A 15,168-nucleotide genomic window follows, 5' to 3' on the forward strand; every position below is an offset into this window, starting at 1 on the left:
ATTGAAAAAATTCACTTCTCGTCCCGACGAGCCAGCTCCAGTTGGCATTGCTGTTCGAACTGGGTGATTTCGGTGAGCATGGCCTCGATGTCCTCACGCTGCTGTTCCAGCGCTTCGCGGCGTTTCGACATGACACGCAGGCATTCGAGCAGTTGCGGCGTTTCATCCTCGGTCGACGCGTACATGCCGATCAGGTCCTTGATCTCGGCCAGGCTCAAACCGAGGCGCTTGCCGCGCAGGGCCATCTTCAGGCGGGCGCGGTCGCGGCGGGTGAAGACGCGCTTGCTACCTTCGCGCTCCGGGGCCAGGATGCCCTGGTCTTCCCAGAAGCGGATGGTGCGCGGCGTAATGCCGAACTCGCGGGCGAGGTCGGAAATGGCGAAGATGGTGGCCGGCTGGTTCACTGGGCGATTCCTGAAAAAGTGGGTCAAGTAAATCAGAAGGATGGGGTTTTTTCAATCCGCTACCGTATGGTAACTTGCTCTTCCCCAACCCAAGGTTTTCCTATGTCCCTGCATTTTCCGCATCCTGTTCCGCCGGCCGCCGGCGAACGGATCGAAGTTGCGCTCGGCGTCTTCTGGCTGCGCATGCCGCTGCCTTTCCAGCTCGACCACATCAATCTCTGGTTGCTGCGCGACGGCGATGGCTGGACCATCGTCGATACTGGTTTTCCCGATGATGGCGTGCGCGCCACCTGGTTGCGGGTGATCGAGCAACTGGACGGACCGGTCAAGCGCCTGATCGTCACCCACTTTCATCCCGATCATCTCGGCCTGGCCAGTTGGTTGATGGAAACCACCGGTGCGCCGCTGTCGATGACCAGCGGCGAGTTCCTGACCGCGCATGTGGTCTGGAACGAAATCGGCGGCCATGGGGCACGTTTCATGGTCGAGCAGTTCCGCCAGCACGGCCTGGATGAAGAGCGTCTGGCGAAATTCGAGAAGCGGGGATCGGGTTATCGCAAGGCGGTGCCGGCCTTGCCCGACTATTACGATCGTCTGAAGGCGGGCGATACGACAACGATTGACGGCAGAAGCTGGCAAATTCTGATCGGTCACGGCCATGCTCCGGAACATATGGCGCTTTACTGCGTCGAACTCGGCGTGTTAATTTCAGGTGACATGCTTTTGCCGAAAATTTCCACAAATATCAGTGTCTTCGCGGCGACGCCGGATGCCGATGCCTTGCGCTGGTTTCTCGAGTCGCTAGACGAACTGGCCAGTGGAATACCGGACAATACCCTGGTCCTGCCTTCACATGGTCTGCCCTTTGTCGGGGTTCAGCCCCGCATCGCGGCCTTGAAGGCGCACCACGAGGATCGTCTGCGGGCATTGGAGGAAAGCTGTGAACGCGCGCCGAAGAGCGCGGCCGAGTTGCTCGACGTGCTTTTTCAGCGGGCGCTCGATACGCACCAAACGATGTTCGCGATGGGTGAAGCAATTGCCCATCTGAACTATCTTGAACAAGCTGGACGGTTGTCGCGCAGCACGGGCACCGACGGGGTAATTCGATACTTGCGGTTGCAGCAGCAATCGACCGCGCACTGACAGAGGGAGTTTCAAGTATGGCGCAGCAAACCGAAGATAAGGGCGCGGATATGCCCAACCCGGCTGAAATGGCCAAGACCTACGCCGAAGTTGCCCAGCGCGCTTCGCGCCTGATTACGCATTTTGTCGAGAAGAAGGCCAAGGATGGCGTCAACGCACCATCCGACGAGTTGGGCGTGGCCAAGGCATTCATGGACATGTCGGCGCGATTGATGGCCAATCCGTACAAGATGGCCCAGACCCAGATGAACATGATGTGGGATTACTTCTCGTTGTGGCAAAACACTTCGATGAAGATGATGGGGGTGCCGGTCCATGCCCCGATCGCGGCGCCCAAGAAGGGCGACAATCGCTTCAAGGACGAAGAGTGGGAGGAACATTTCCTGTTCGACTTCGTCAAGCAGTCCTACCTGATCACCGCCCGCCACCTGCATGACACCGTCGCCGGTACCGAAGGTCTCGACGACGCGACCCAACAGAAGGTCAACTTCTTTACCCGTCAGTACATTGATGCGCTGTCGCCGTCCAATTTTGCGATGACTAACCCGGAAGTTTTCCGCGAAACGGTCAAGAGCCATGGCCAGAACCTGATCAAAGGCCTGAACAACCTGCTGCACGACGTCGAGTCCGGCGATGGCCAGTTGCGCATCCGGATGACCGACACCTCCGCCTTCGAAATGGGCAAGAACGTTGCGACGACACCGGGCAAGGTGATCTTCCAGAACGAACTGTTCCAGCTCATCCAGTACAACCCGACGACCCCGGAACAGAACAAGAAACCCTTCCTGATCGTGCCGCCGTGGATCAACAAGTACTACATCCTCGATCTGCGCGAGAAGAATTCGTTGGTTAAGTGGGCAACCGATCAGGGCCATACGACCTTCATCATGTCCTGGATCAACCCGGACGAGAAACTGGCCAAGAAGTCCTTCGAAAATTACCTGCTCGAAGGCTCGCTCGAAGCCATCAACCAGGTCTGCGCGCACACCGGCGAAGACAGCGTCAACCTGGCCGGCTACTGCCTGGGCGGCACGCTGACCATGACCACGCTGGCCTACATGGCCGCCAAGAAGGACAAGCGCGCTGCCTCCGCGACCTTCTTCACGACCATGCTCGACTTCGCCGAGCCGGGCGAGCTGGGCATCTTCCTTGACGAGGGCGCGGTCAGCGGCCTCGAGAAGAAGATGGCTGAACGCGGCTTCCTCGAAGGTTCGGAAATGGCCGGCACTTTCAACATGCTGCGCGCCAACGACCTGATCTGGTCCTTCGTGGTCAACAACTACCTGATGGGCAAGGATCCGTTCCCCTTCGACCTGCTCTACTGGAACTCGGACTCGACCCGGATGCCGGCCGCGATGCACAGTTTCTATCTGCGCAACATGTATCTCGGCAACCTGCTCAAGGAACCGGGTGGCATCACGCTGGGTGGCGTCAAGATCGACATCAGCAAGGTCAAGACCCCGTGCTACTTCATCTCGACCATCGAAGACCACATCGCCCCGTGGAAGAGCACCTATGCCGGTGCCCGTCTGCCCTCCGGCAATACCAAGTTCGTGCTTGGCGGTTCCGGCCACATCGCCGGCATCGTCAATCCGCCGGTCGCCAACAAGTACGGTTTCTGGACCAATGACGCGACCGATGGCAATCTGCCGGAAAGCCCCGAAGACTTCCTGGCCGGCGCGACCCAGAATGCCGGTTCGTGGTGGACGCACTGGAACCAGTGGGTAACCAGCCTGCCGGGCGGCAGTGCCAAGGTCAAGGCGCGCAAGCCGGAAGACGGCAGCCTGAAGGTGATCGAGGATGCGCCGGGCAGTTACGTCAAGTTCCGTCTGGATGCCCAGAAGAAGGACTGAATGGCGCTATCCGCACCATGAAAACGGGAGGCCGCGGCCTCCCGTTTTTTTCGAACTCCGCTTCCCGTGGGCTGTCTGACTGATACCACCCATCAGGAGGTCAATCATGCTCACTGAATCGCCCGTTGTTACGGTTCATATTCCTGCTGCCTTGCGCCCGTATGTCGGCGGTCATGAAGAAGTCATGGCCAGCGGTGAAACCGTCGGCGAAGTTCTCGAAGCCATTGGCCGCGAGTATCCGTGCTTTCGCTCGAGTCTGATGCACGGCGACGGCCGTCTGGTCGACGGGCTGGCCATCTATCTCGGGGCAACCAGCGTGCGCGATCTGCAAGGATTGGCAACGCCGGTTCAGCTCGAGGAATTGGTCAGTATCGTGCCGACCGGCGAACTGCTGGCCGTATCAGCGGCTGGGCAGGGGCAGGCTCGGCCACTCGATGGCGTCGAGCATGTTCTTGACGATCAATCCCAACTCGGTGTCGCCGGTGATCTCAAGCTCGCGATTGAAGAACAGCGTGTCGGGGTCCTCCTGGCGGGCAAGCAGTTGCAGGTAGGCGGAGAGATTGGCGGCAAATGCCAGGTCCGGGGCGCGGTCGGGCCGGAAAACGGGGCGGAACATGCCGTCTCGATAGGTGTATGACGCCTCGCCACCGGTGTCGTTGATCCGTACGCGGAACAGCTTGCCTTCGAGGCGGTCCAGTTCGTCTTCCGGCAATAGCTTCATTTTGTGCGCGGCATTCAGCCCGGCAACCAGGACCAGCGCATGCGGCCATTGCGGCAATTTTTGACCGAGGCTGGCGACGAAGGCCGGCAGGCGAAACTTGGGAATGGTGAAACCCGGATTCATGCTCATGCTCCCAGTTGTGCGATGGCTTGCGTGTGTCGCTGGACAATGCCGGCGTCGCCGAACCAGTAGCCGTCGACCAGGCCGCTGGCGTTCCAGCCGGCGCTGTTGATGCTCACCGATTGGCCTTTTCGCGCCGCGTCGAAGGCGGCGATGATGGCGTCGATGTGATCCTTTTGCGGGCTGATGCGGATGATGTCGATCCCCATGGTCAGCATGTCCGGAACTTCATGCAGCAGATTGTAGCTCTGCGCCGACATGGTCTGGATGCCGTTGATGGTCAGGAAGTCCTGTCCGTCACGGGTTTTAAGGGTCAGCCCCTCGGCATGGTCGAGGCACTTGAACTGGCAGTCGTCCTTGTTCAGGTCATAGTGGCGGGCTGTGAAGCAGCGCGCCGAAAAGGCCAGCGGAATCTTGCCGAAGACGAAAACCTCGGTCTCGACGCCGGCCGGTTTACTCTTGTGCAGAGTGTCGACCAGCGTGCGCGTGGCTTCCAGCGGCGGAACCCAGCGCTTCAGGCCATAGCGTGCATAGGTGGCGAGCGTCGTTTCGTTGTAAACATTGAGGTGCGGACCGGCTACGAAATCCTGGCCCTGAACCAGATTGACCGCGCCCAGATCGTTGGCTTCGACCATGCAGCCGGCTTCGTCAATCAGGCGGCGCAGCGCCTTGAGGTCGCTTTCCGATTCGAGCAGGGCCTGGGCCGAAACGACGACCTGTTTGCCGGCATCGGTCAGATCGCGGGCCAGGCCGATCCAGTCGGCGGTGCGCAGCTGCTGACGGCGCGAACAGACGACTTCGCCAACGTAGATGATATCGAGGGCGGGGTTCTGCGCCATTTCGGCATAGAACTCCATGACCTCGGCCTTGGGCCAGAAATAGAGCAGGGGGCCTAAAGAAAGACGCATGTGTTTATCTCCAGGGCCGGTTGTAGGCGCCCAGGGTGGCCTGGCTACCTTCGGATACTTTGGACAGTTCGGCCTGCCAGGCCGGCTTGACGTGGAAGCGCTCGCTGCCGCTGGTCAGCGAGTCGAGGGCGGCGCGCAGGGTGCGGGTGACCTGGGTGACGTAGGCCGGGCTGCGCTGGCGGCCTTCGACCTTGATCGCCCTGACGCCGATCTTCAGGATCTCGGGCAGGATTTCGAGGACGTTCAGGCTGGTCGGCTCTTCCAGGGCGTAATAGGTCTCGCCCTGAACCTCGAAACGGCCCTTGCACAGGGTCGGGTAACCGGCCGGCTCGTCATCGCCGAAACGGTCGATCAGCACGCCGTTGAGGCGGGTCTCCATGCCCCCCGGCTGCTTGTCCCACTTGACGTACTTGGCCGGCGAACAAGCGCCGACGGTGTTCGGCGACTCGCCGCAGGCATAGGACGACAGCCAGCAACGGCCCTCGTTCATGACGCACAGGCTGCCGAAGCCGAAGACTTCGATTTCGACGGTGGTGTTCTTGATTACATGTTCGACCTGGGCCAGGGTCAGGACGCGCGGCAGTACGGCACGGCGGACGCCGAATTCGCGCTGGCAGAAGTTGATCGCTTCGTAGCTGGTGGCCGAGCCCTGTACGGAAAGATGCAGGCGCTGTTGCGGATGGCGATTGCGGGCATAGTCGAGCAGACCGACGTCGGCCAGGATGATCGCATCGACCCCCTGATCGACTGCGGCATCGACTGCCTTGTGCCAGTCGCCGACCCGGCCGGCCTGGGGAAAGGTATTGATGGCGAGCAGTACTTCGCGACCTTTGGCGTGGGCATAGCGAATGCCGTCGGCCATGGTCTTCTGGTCGAAATTGAGGCCGGCGAAATTACGGGCGTTGGTGTCGTTCTTGTAGCCGAGATAGACGGCGTCGGCGCCGTTATCTACCGCAGCCTTGAGGGCCGGCAGGCTGCCGGCCGGGCAGATGAGTTCCGGTAACGAGCTCATGGGATCATCCTGAAAGTCAAGCCGGGCAGTATAGCCGTCCCTCCCGGGACGCCATTGATCCTGGTCAAAGGGAATGGATCAGCGGCTGACGACGGTCGGTTTGTAACCTAGCGCGGTGCGGATTTTCTCGGCGACGCGGTCGGCTTCGCCGCGGCTGGCGTAAGGGCCGAGATGCAGGCGGTGGATGCCGGCGCCGGGCTGGACGCGCATCGGTTCGGCCAGCCAGTCGAGTTCGCGGGTCAGGTGATTTTTCAGGTTTTCGGCGTTGTCGGCATTGGCGAAGGCGCCGAGCTGCAGGTAGATCCCGCTCGCCGGCGTGCCATTGCTCACTACGTTCTGCGCCGTCCGTTCTTCGAGCGCCATCCGGGCCGAAAGGCGGGTGATTTCATCGACCTCGGCCGGTGACCGCGCCGGAGGCGCCGTCTGGGCGTAGGTGGTGCTCGCCGGTTCGCCCGGAATGATCGCCTCGACCTCGACCTGGCCGCTGCCGCCGTTGATCAGGCCAAGCTTGTAGGCGGCAGTATAGGAAAGATCGATCACCCGGTCGGCGTGGAACGGGCCGCGATCGGTGACCCTGACGACGACTGATTTGCCGGTCTGCAGGCTGGTGACACGGACATAGGACGGCAGGGCCAGCGTGGTGTGGGCGGCGGTCATCGCGAACATGTCGTAGGGTTCGCCGATCGAAGTCTTCTGGCCGTGGAACTTCTTGCCATACCAGCTGGCGATGCCGCGTGCCTTGTACGGGCGAACGCTGCCGTTCGGGGTGTATTCCTTGCCCAGCACGACGTAGGGCTTGGTTGCCGGCTTGTGCAAAGGCTCCCATTTCGGCTCTGCGTCGGGAATGTCGTCGAGGCCGTCGGGGATGTCGTCGGCTGGGCCGTCGTCCTTGTAGAAACCGCCCCCCCTTTTCAGGGTGACATTCGGCTTTCGGGTCGGGGTCTTGGCTGTTGGTGTCCGGGCGCCATCGACCGTGGTCTCCGTTGGCAGCGGCGGCGTACCGCCGCAGGCCGCCAGCAATAGCGTAGCCAAGGCGCCGAGAGCGAGGCGCAAGCTCATTTTTTGACCAGCATCCGGTGAGTGTGGATCGACATCAGCATGCCGATGCCTAAAAACAGGGTGACCAGGGCGGTGCCGCCGTAGCTCATGAAGGGCAGCGGGACGCCGACCACCGGCAGGATGCCGCTGACCATGCCCATGTTGATGAAGGCGTAAGTGAAGAGGTTTAGCGAGATGGCGCCGGCCAGCAGGCGCGAGAACAGGGTTGGTGCGGCCGAGGCGATCATCATGCCGCGTGCGACGAGCAGCGTGTAGAGGAAAAGCAGCAGCAGGTTGCCAAGCAGGCCCCATTCCTCGGAATAGACGGCGAAGATGAAATCGGTGTGCTTTTCCGGGATGAACTCGAGATGGGTCTGGGTACCGTTCAGGTAGCCTTTGCCGACAAGCCCGCCGGAGCCGATGGCGATGGTCGACTGGATGATGTGGTAGCCGGAACCCAGGGGATCGGTGGTCGGGTCAATCAGGGTCAGAATGCGCTTCTGTTGATAATCGTGCAGGGCGTGCCAGAGTAGCGGCGCGGCCGCCGCGCCGGCGGCACCGAGGCCGATAATGACTTTCCAGGGCAGGCCGGCAAAGAAAATCACGAAAAAGCCGGCACCGCCGACCAGTAATGCGGTACCCAGGTCGGGCTGCTTGGCGATCAGGCCGAAAGGCACGACCAGCAGCAGGGCGGCGATCGCATAGTGCTTCAGTTTCAACGTCGCCTCGTATTTCTGGAAATACCAGGCCAGCATCAGGGGCATCGCGATCTTGAGAATTTCGGAGGGTTGGATGCGGGTGATGCCGATCGACAACCAGCGCCGGGCGCCATTGACCTTGATGCCAAAGAGGAAAACCGCAATTAGCAGGATGACACCCAGGATGTATAGGGGAACGGCGAAGTTCATCAATTTCTGCGGCGGCATGCGGGAAACCAACCACATGATGACCAGAGCGAAACCCATGTTGCCGGCTTGCGACAGCATGCGGTGCGCGCTGTCGATGGTTGCCGAATTGACGGTGGCGAGACCGATCAACATGATCGCCGCGGTAATCAGCAGCAGCGGGAAGTCGATGTGGGCGATGGCATTGAGCCACCAACGTTTCAGGGTGCTGGTAATGTCCATCACTCCTCCGGATCTTCCTCGACCGCTTCGCTATCTTCGGGAGCAGCTCCGGCCGGCAATTTGCCGAGCAGATAATAATCGAGCACCATGCGGGCAATCGGCGCTGCTGACTGGGCGCCGAAACCACCATTTTCCACCAGTACGGCGAGGGCGATGGTCGGCTTGTCGATCGGTGCGTAGGCGATGAACAAGGCATGGTCCCGCAAGTGTTGTTTGACCGCGGAGGCTTTGTACTCGGCGCCTTTTAGCGAATAGACCTGAGCCGTTCCGGTTTTGCCGCCAGCCAGGTAGGGAGCGCCGGCAAAGGCCCGGTTGCCGGTGCCTTCCTTGATGACGCCGAGCATCGAACGGTGGATCACTTCGAGATTTTTCTCTTTCCATTGCAGGTCGCGGATCGGCTTGGGCTCAATCGCCCGTTTCTCGCTCGTCCGGGTATCGACAATATGGCGTACCAGATGTGGTCGGAACATCACGCCGTTATTGGCCAGCGTCGCCGTTGCCTGAGCCAGTTGGATCGGCGTGTAGGCGTTATAGCCCTGACCGATGCCGATCGAAATGGTTTCACCGGCATACCATTTTTGCTGCTCGGGTTTCTTGAAGCGCTGTTTCTTCCACTCCTGAGAAGGCAAAACGCCCTTTGATTCGCTGAACTCGTCCTTGCCCAGGTCGACGCCGGTGCGCTGCCCGAAGCCCAGCTGCCCCATGAATTTCGAAATGTTGTCGATGCCCATGTCGTTGGCCAACATGTAGTAGTAGGTGTCGCAGGAATGGACGATGGACTTGTACATGTCCACGCTGCCGTGTCCGCCCTTCTTGTCATCGCGGAAGGTGTGATTACCGAAGGTGAAAAATCCCGGATCGCTGATCGCTTGTTGCGCCGTGCGTTTGCCGCTTTCCAGCGCGGCCAGGGCCATGAAAGGCTTGAAGGTCGAGCCCGGTGGATAAGCGCCGTTGATGGCGCGGTTGACCATCGGCTTGTCGGGATGATCGTTCAGTTCCTTCCAGTTTTCCGGCGAGATGCCGTCCACGAAAAGATTCGGATCGTAGGTCGGATTGGAGACCAGGGCGAGAATGCCGCCGGTGGCCGGATCGATCGCGACCAGCGAGCCTTTGCGTTCGCCAAAGGCCTTTTCGGTGATCTCCTGTAGCTTGATGTCGAGGGTCAGCTGGAGATTGTTGCCGGATACCGGCGGAATGCGTTTCAGGCTGCGTAGCGCACGACCGCCGGCATCGATCTCGACCTGTTCGTAACCGGTCTCGCCATGAAGCTCGAATTCATAATGCTGCTCCAGGCCGTTCTTGCCGATATGGTCGGTGCCCTTGTAGTTGGCCTGTTTTTCCGCTTCCTCGATCCATTTCAGGTCGCGGTCGGTGATCCGCCCGATGTAGCCGAGGGCATGTGAAGCAACTTTGCCCATCGGGTATTGGCGGAACAGCCGGGCCTTGACCTCGACGCCGGGAAAACGGAAACGCTGGGCGGCGAAGATGGCGACTTCGGCATCCGAGAGGCGGGTTCGAATGGGAATCGACTCGAAATTCTTTGCCTCGTCGAGCAGTCGCTTGAAGCGCTTGCGATCCTTGGCCTGGATGTCGATGATCTCGGCCAGCGCGTCGATCGTGGCTTCCAGATTCCCGGTTTGCGACGGGGTGATTTCCAGCGTGAAAGCGGAATAGTTGTGGGCGAGGACGATTCCGTGGCGGTCGGTGATGACGCCGCGGTTGGGGACGATGGGGATCAGGGCGATCCGGTTGTCCTCGGCGCGGGTCTGGTAAAAATCATGCTGGATCACCTGCAGCCAGACGAAACGTCCCAACAGCAGTCCGAAGGCGAGCAGTACGACAACTGCCGCAAAACCGATTCGGAAGCGGAAACGGTCGACATCGCCTTCCGGATTGTGAAAATCACCCACGGGCGGCCCGCCTTAAATCGGTCGGTTTGGATCCTGATCGACCGGTCGGTATTGCGGCAGAAGCAGGATGAAGGTGAGGGGGATCCAGAGCAAGGTGGCGATCAAGGGGGAGATGAAGTAGCCCCAGCCGGGAAAGTCGGCACCCACAGCGAGGCGCATCAGAGCCTGCACGACCTGGGCGGCGAGCAGCAGCGGCATCACCTGCAAGGCCTGCTGGGCGAGCGGGAACCACAGCAGGCGGCGGGAAAGCGAGGCCGCGACGTAGGCGAGCAGGACATAGGCGAAACAGTGCTGGCCGAGGACAGCGCCGTCGGCGACATCCATCACCAAGCCAAGGACGAAGGCCCAGCCCATGCCGACCCGGCGGAATTCGCGGACGCTCCAGAAGCACAGGACCAAAGCCACCCAGTCGGGCATGCCTGGCCAGTGAGCGGTGGGCAGGAAATTCAGGGCGGTGGCGGCGAACAGGCTGAAAAATATGAACCAGGGTCGGACCGGCTGCAGGATGCGGGAGGAGGAAAAAGTCGGTTGCATCAGTTGTCCTTCGCTGCCCGCCGCCGCTTCATGCTGTTGCGCTCATTGCCTGTCGTGCCGCGACTGGCGGCTTCCGGGGGGCTGGCGGAAGTGCCTGGCGGGGGTCGAGGACCATGATTTCGCCGAAGTTTTCGACGCCGGCCACCGGTACGCAGAAGATCCGGGCGAAGGAATAGGCGCTGTCGCGTTCGATATTGACCACCTTGGCGACCGGGAAGCCGGGCAGGTAGACGCCGTCCAGCCCGGAAGTAACCAGCAGGTCGTCGACCTGGATGTCGGCATTGGCCGGCATGTAGCGCAGTTCGAGCTGGCCGTTGCCGAGGCCGAACACGACCGAACGCTGACCGCTACGCACAACCTGGATCGGCACCGCCTGATCCTTGTCGGTAATCAGCGTGATTTCGGCCGAGAAAGGAAAGACCCGGGTAACCTGGCCAACGACGCCGGCTTCGTCGATCGCCGGCTGGCCGGCAACGATGCCCGATTGCTGCCCCTTGTCTACAATCACCTTGCGCGAGAAAGGGTCGCGGGCGGTGTAAAGAATCTGGGCGACCTGGCCCTTGGCCTTTTCACGCTCCTTGACGGCAAGCAGCTTGCGTAGCCGCTCGTTCTCGACTTCAAGCTGGGCGAGGCGCTCAAGATCGGGTGCAGTGGTCAGTTTGGCGTGCTTCAGTTCATTGTTGTCATTTTGCAGGGCCTGCATGCCCTGCAGATAGCCGGCGGCATAGTCGACCAGACTACCCGGGGTCTGGGCAACACGTTGGACCGGGTCGACAATCAGCGCAATGCTCTGGCGCAATAGTTCCAGGCTGCGGAAACGCAGGTCGACGACGAAGATCGCCAGTGAAATGGCGATGTAGAAAGTCAGGAGGGCCAGCGGTGCTGGCCCTCTTTTGAAGAACGGTGGGGGTGCGTGGTCGATGCCGGCCATCGCGATCAGCCCTGACTGTGCGGCAAGAAATTAGTCCGAAGCGAAAATGCTGCCTAGCTTGTCCATCTTTTCCAGCGCCATGCCGCAGCCGCGGGCGACACAGGTCAATGGTTCGTCAGCAACGATCACGGGCAGACCGGTTTCTTCCATGAGCAGACGGTCGAGGTCGCGCAACAGGGCGCCACCGCCGGTCAGGACCATGCCCTTTTCGGCAATATCGGCACCGAGTTCGGGCGGCGTCTTTTCCAGCGCCGACTTGACGGCGGAAACGATCTGGTTGAGCGGGTCGGTCAGCGCTTCGAGGATTTCGTTGGAGGAAATCGTGAACTTGCGCGGAATGCCCTCGGCCTTGTTGATGCCGGAGACTTCCATCTCCTTGACCTCGGCGCCCGGGAAGGCGGAACCGATGTTCTTCTTGATGTTCTCGGCGGTATTCTCGCCGATCATCATGCCGTAGTTGCGGCTGATGTAATTGATGATTGCTTCGTCGAGCTTGTCGCCACCGACGCGCACGGAACCGGCGTAGACCATGCCGCCGAGCGAGATGACGCCGACTTCGGTGGTGCCGCCGCCGATGTCGACGACCATGGAACCGGTCGCTTCGGAAACCGGCAGTCCGGCGCCGATGGCAGCCGCCATCGGTTCCTCGATCAGGTAAACCTGGCTGGCGCCGGCACCGATCGCGGATTCGCGGATGGCGCGACGCTCGACCTGGGTCGATCCGGAAGGCACGCAGATGATGATGCGCGGACTCGGGCTGAACAGCTTGGAGTCATGCACCTTCTTGATGAACTGCTTAAGCATCTGCTCGGTGACCGTGAAGTCGGCGATCACGCCGTCTTTCATCGGACGGATGACGGTAATGCTGCCGGGGGCCTTGCCAAGCATTTCCTTGGCTTCCTTGCCCACGGCCTGAATGGTTTTTTTGGCGTTGGGGCCGCCTTCGAGGCGGATGGCGACGACCGACGGTTCGTCGAGAACGATGGAGCGACCGCGCACGTAAATCAGCGTATTCGCTGTGCCAAGGTCGATGGCCAGATCATTGGAAAAATATTTGCTGAGGAAACCGAACATCTGCTGTGACTCCGCTGGGGGGGGTGCGGTAGGGAAAACTTTTATGATACCTTATAACGCTTTCCATTTTAAGACTTTGTGCACTGCAATAAAGTCTTTTCGGTACCATGTCGCTCACACTTGAACAGGTTCAGCGTATCGCTCATCTCGCCCGTATCGAGGTCAGCGAATCCGAGGCTCTCAGCACCCAGGGCCATCTCAACGGCATTTTCCAGCTGATCGAACAGATGCAGGCGGTGGATACGCGCGGCGTCGAGCCCATGGCGCATGCCCAGGACGTCAGCCAGCGCCTGCGTGAAGATGTGGTCAGCGAAGTCGATCGCCGCGCCGCCTACCAGGCCGTGGCGCCCGAAACCGAAGCCGGTCTTTACCTTGTGCCGAAGGTGATCGAATGATCAACGCCGGCCTCAAGCAATTGTCGCAGGCGCTAGCCGCGAAGCAGATTTCCAGTGTCGAACTCACTCAGCTTTTCCTCGACCGGATTAACCGCCTCAATCCGACGCTCAACGCCTTCGTCACGGTCGATGCCGAGAAAAGCCTGGCTGCCGCCCGTGCCGCCGACGCCCGGATCGCTGCCGGGTCGGCCGGTCAGCTGACCGGCATCCCGATCGCCCAGAAAGACATTTTCTGCGCCGAAGGCTGGCGGACGACCTGCGGTTCGAAGATGCTGGCCAATTTCGTCTCGCCCTACGACGCGACGGTGATCCGCAAGATGGAAGCCGAGGCCGGCATGGTCTCGCTCGGCAAGACCAACATGGACGAATTCGCCATGGGGTCGTCGAACGAAACCTCGTTCTTCGGCCCGGTGCGCAACCCCTGGGACCGGGAACGCGTGCCCGGCGGTTCGTCCGGCGGTTCCGCCGCCGCAGTGGCCGCCCGCCTGGCGCCAGTGGCGACCGGGACCGATACCGGCGGCTCGATCCGCCAGCCGGCGGCGCTGTGCAACCTGACCGGCCTCAAGCCGACCTATGGTGTCGTCTCCCGCTACGGCATGATCGCCTTCGCCTCCTCGCTCGACCAGGCGGGCCCGATGGCGGCCAGTGCCGAAGACTGTGCCCTGCTGCTCAATACCATGGCCGGTTTCGACGAGCGTGACTCGACCTCGCTGGACCGTCCGCTCGAAGACTACGCCCGCGATCTGGACAAGCCACTGAACGGTCTGCGCATTGGCCTGCCCAAGGAGTTTTTCGGTGAAGGCTGCGATGCCGAGGTGATGGCTGCCGTGCGTGCCGCCATCGCCGAGTACGAAAAGCTCGGGGCGACCACGGTCGACGTCTCGCTGCCCAACTCGCATCTGTCGGTGCCGGCCTATTACGTGATCGCGCCTGCCGAGGCCAGTTCCAACCTGTCGCGTTTCGATGGTGTCCGTTACGGCTATCGGGCGCCGGAATACGACAACCTCGACGATATGTACATGAAGAGCCGGGCCCAGGGCTTCGGGGCCGAGGTCAAGCGCCGCATCATGATCGGCGCCTACGTGTTGTCGCACGGCTACTACGATGCCTACTACCTGCAGGCCCAGCGCATCCGCCGGCTGATCGCCAACGATTTTGTCGAGGCTTTCAAGTCCTGTGACGTGATCATGGGGCCGACCTCGCCGACCACTGCCTTCAAGCTCGGCGAAAAGGCGGCCGATCCGGTGCAGATGTACCTTTCAGACATCTACACTATCGCCGTCAACCTGGCCGGCCTGCCCGGCATGTCGGTGCCCTGCGGTTTTGTCGGCGGCTTGCCGGTCGGTTTGCAGTTGATCGGCAATTATTTTGCCGAAGCCCGACTGCTCAACGTCGCGCATCGCTACCAGCAGGCGACCGACTGGCATCAGTGGCGTCCGGTCGGCCTCGAGTAAGCATGCGTCAGGTTTGGCTACTTCTGGCGGCATTGTTGGCAGCGGGATGTGCTGAGGTCGAGAAACAGCCGGAAACCAAGTCAGTTGACGAAGTGCCTGCCGAAAAACCTGCCCCGGAAGTCAGCGAGCCAAAATTCAAGAACTCGACGCTGAAATACCTGGCCGGCCGTAATCTGAAACCGCAGCCGACCCGGCCGCTCAATGTCAAATCGCGCTGCTCGCATCGCGATGCAATCGGGACAACGACCAAGCTCGACTTGCTGGTCAAGGAAGCGGTCGTCAAGACCTTCGATGCGCAGGTGACAATGAAGGGGTACGGCACCTGCCGCTTCAACCTGAATGACTTCGAACAGGCGGAGAAGCTGCCGCAGGCCTTGCTCAAGCACAAGCGGGATTCGGGTTGCCTGGTGCGCATGTGGGAACAGGGTCCCAAGGTGACGGTAGCCTTCAACAGCTGCGCCAAGTCCTGCGAGGGGAAAGCTTTCGATTATCTGTGGCCCATCGTCGTCGAGGCGAAGAGCGGGCGTTGCTATTGAACGGATGA

The 15,168-nt window shown here is 60.9% G+C and carries 15 protein-coding genes and 1 pseudogene; 6 read left to right on the forward strand and 10 right to left on the reverse strand.

Going from position 1 to position 15,168, the window contains the following annotated elements; translation table 11 throughout:
• Positions 1-11: 11 nt before the first annotated feature.
• Entirely contained in the window at positions 12-404 is a 393-nt protein-coding gene (locus tag NQE15_RS00475) for a MerR family transcriptional regulator (protein ID WP_265945574.1), read from the reverse strand.
• A 102-nt stretch (positions 405-506) separates the two neighbouring features.
• Here NQE15_RS00475 and NQE15_RS00480 point away from each other — a divergent pair, with 102 nt between their 5' ends.
• From NQE15_RS00480 to NQE15_RS23980, 3 genes and pseudogenes are all read left to right on the forward strand, one after another.
• Positions 507-1,547 (forward strand): MBL fold metallo-hydrolase, encoded by a 1,041-nt coding sequence (locus tag NQE15_RS00480; protein ID WP_265945576.1) that lies wholly within the window; start codon positions 507-509, stop codon positions 1,545-1,547.
• Between the two features lie 17 nt (positions 1,548-1,564).
• The gene (locus NQE15_RS00485; RefSeq protein WP_265945578.1) at positions 1,565-3,400 is read left to right on the forward strand and encodes a PHA/PHB synthase family protein; all 1,836 of its coding nucleotides are present in this window, start codon (positions 1,565-1,567) and stop codon (positions 3,398-3,400) included.
• Positions 3,401-3,584: 184 nt separating this feature from the next.
• Positions 3,585-3,719 (forward strand): annotated as a pseudogene (locus tag NQE15_RS23980) (hypothetical protein); the annotation flags it as partial.
• 81 nt (positions 3,720-3,800) lie between these two features.
• On the opposite strand, the gene ubiT reads toward NQE15_RS23980, so the two are convergent.
• From ubiT to NQE15_RS00535, 9 genes are all read right to left on the reverse strand, one after another.
• Positions 3,801-4,244: a ubiquinone anaerobic biosynthesis accessory factor UbiT gene (ubiT, locus tag NQE15_RS00495; protein ID WP_265945582.1), complete on the reverse strand. Its 444-nt coding sequence runs from the start codon at positions 4,242-4,244 to the stop codon at positions 3,801-3,803.
• A gap of 2 nt (positions 4,245-4,246) precedes the next feature.
• Positions 4,247-5,149: a U32 family peptidase gene (locus NQE15_RS00500; RefSeq protein ID WP_265945584.1), complete on the reverse strand. Its 903-nt coding sequence runs from the start codon at positions 5,147-5,149 to the stop codon at positions 4,247-4,249.
• A 4-nt stretch (positions 5,150-5,153) separates the two neighbouring features.
• Positions 5,154-6,161, reverse strand: a complete 1,008-nt coding sequence (gene ubiU, locus NQE15_RS00505; RefSeq protein WP_265945586.1) for a ubiquinone anaerobic biosynthesis protein UbiU — start codon at positions 6,159-6,161, stop codon at positions 5,154-5,156.
• Between the two features lie 78 nt (positions 6,162-6,239).
• Entirely contained in the window at positions 6,240-7,220 is a 981-nt protein-coding gene (locus NQE15_RS00510; protein WP_265945588.1) for a septal ring lytic transglycosylase RlpA family protein, read from the reverse strand.
• A complete protein-coding gene (gene rodA / locus NQE15_RS00515) occupies positions 7,217-8,326 on the reverse strand; it encodes a rod shape-determining protein RodA (RefSeq protein ID WP_265945589.1) in 1,110 nt (369 codons plus the stop codon). Before rodA ends, NQE15_RS00510 begins: the two co-directional genes overlap by 4 nt.
• Positions 8,326-10,236 carry a penicillin-binding protein 2 gene (mrdA, locus tag NQE15_RS00520; RefSeq protein WP_265945591.1) on the reverse strand — a complete coding sequence of 637 codons (1,911 nt, stop codon included), beginning with the start codon at positions 10,234-10,236 and terminating at the stop codon, positions 8,326-8,328. Before mrdA ends, rodA begins: the two co-directional genes overlap by 1 nt.
• Positions 10,237-10,248: 12 nt before the next feature.
• The gene (gene mreD / locus NQE15_RS00525) at positions 10,249-10,770 is read right to left on the reverse strand and encodes a rod shape-determining protein MreD (RefSeq protein WP_265945593.1); all 522 of its coding nucleotides are present in this window, start codon (positions 10,768-10,770) and stop codon (positions 10,249-10,251) included.
• Between the two features lie 28 nt (positions 10,771-10,798).
• On the reverse strand, positions 10,799-11,701 hold the full coding sequence (mreC, locus tag NQE15_RS00530) for a rod shape-determining protein MreC (RefSeq protein ID WP_265945595.1): 903 nt from the start codon (positions 11,699-11,701) through the stop codon (positions 10,799-10,801).
• Positions 11,702-11,731: 30 nt separating this feature from the next.
• Positions 11,732-12,775, reverse strand: coding sequence for a rod shape-determining protein (locus NQE15_RS00535; RefSeq protein ID WP_265945597.1), 1,044 nt, complete (start codon positions 12,773-12,775; stop codon positions 11,732-11,734).
• A 107-nt stretch (positions 12,776-12,882) separates the two neighbouring features.
• Here NQE15_RS00535 and gatC point away from each other — a divergent pair, with 107 nt between their 5' ends.
• From gatC to NQE15_RS00550, 3 genes are read left to right on the forward strand one after another with little or no spacing between them, the layout of a single operon-like run.
• Positions 12,883-13,170 (forward strand): Asp-tRNA(Asn)/Glu-tRNA(Gln) amidotransferase subunit GatC, encoded by a 288-nt coding sequence (gatC, locus tag NQE15_RS00540; RefSeq protein ID WP_265945599.1) that lies wholly within the window; start codon positions 12,883-12,885, stop codon positions 13,168-13,170.
• Positions 13,167-14,624 (forward strand): Asp-tRNA(Asn)/Glu-tRNA(Gln) amidotransferase subunit GatA, encoded by a 1,458-nt coding sequence (gene gatA, locus NQE15_RS00545; RefSeq protein ID WP_265945601.1) that lies wholly within the window; start codon positions 13,167-13,169, stop codon positions 14,622-14,624. The genes gatC and gatA overlap by 4 nt, the downstream gene beginning before the upstream one ends.
• 2 nt (positions 14,625-14,626) lie before the next feature.
• Positions 14,627-15,160 carry a hypothetical protein gene (locus NQE15_RS00550; protein ID WP_265945603.1) on the forward strand — a complete coding sequence of 178 codons (534 nt, stop codon included), beginning with the start codon at positions 14,627-14,629 and terminating at the stop codon, positions 15,158-15,160.
• The last annotated feature ends 8 nt before the right edge of the window (positions 15,161-15,168 follow it).

The sequence above is a fragment of the Dechloromonas sp. A34 genome, assembly GCF_026261605.1.
GTDB lineage: Bacteria > Pseudomonadota > Gammaproteobacteria > Burkholderiales > Rhodocyclaceae > Azonexus.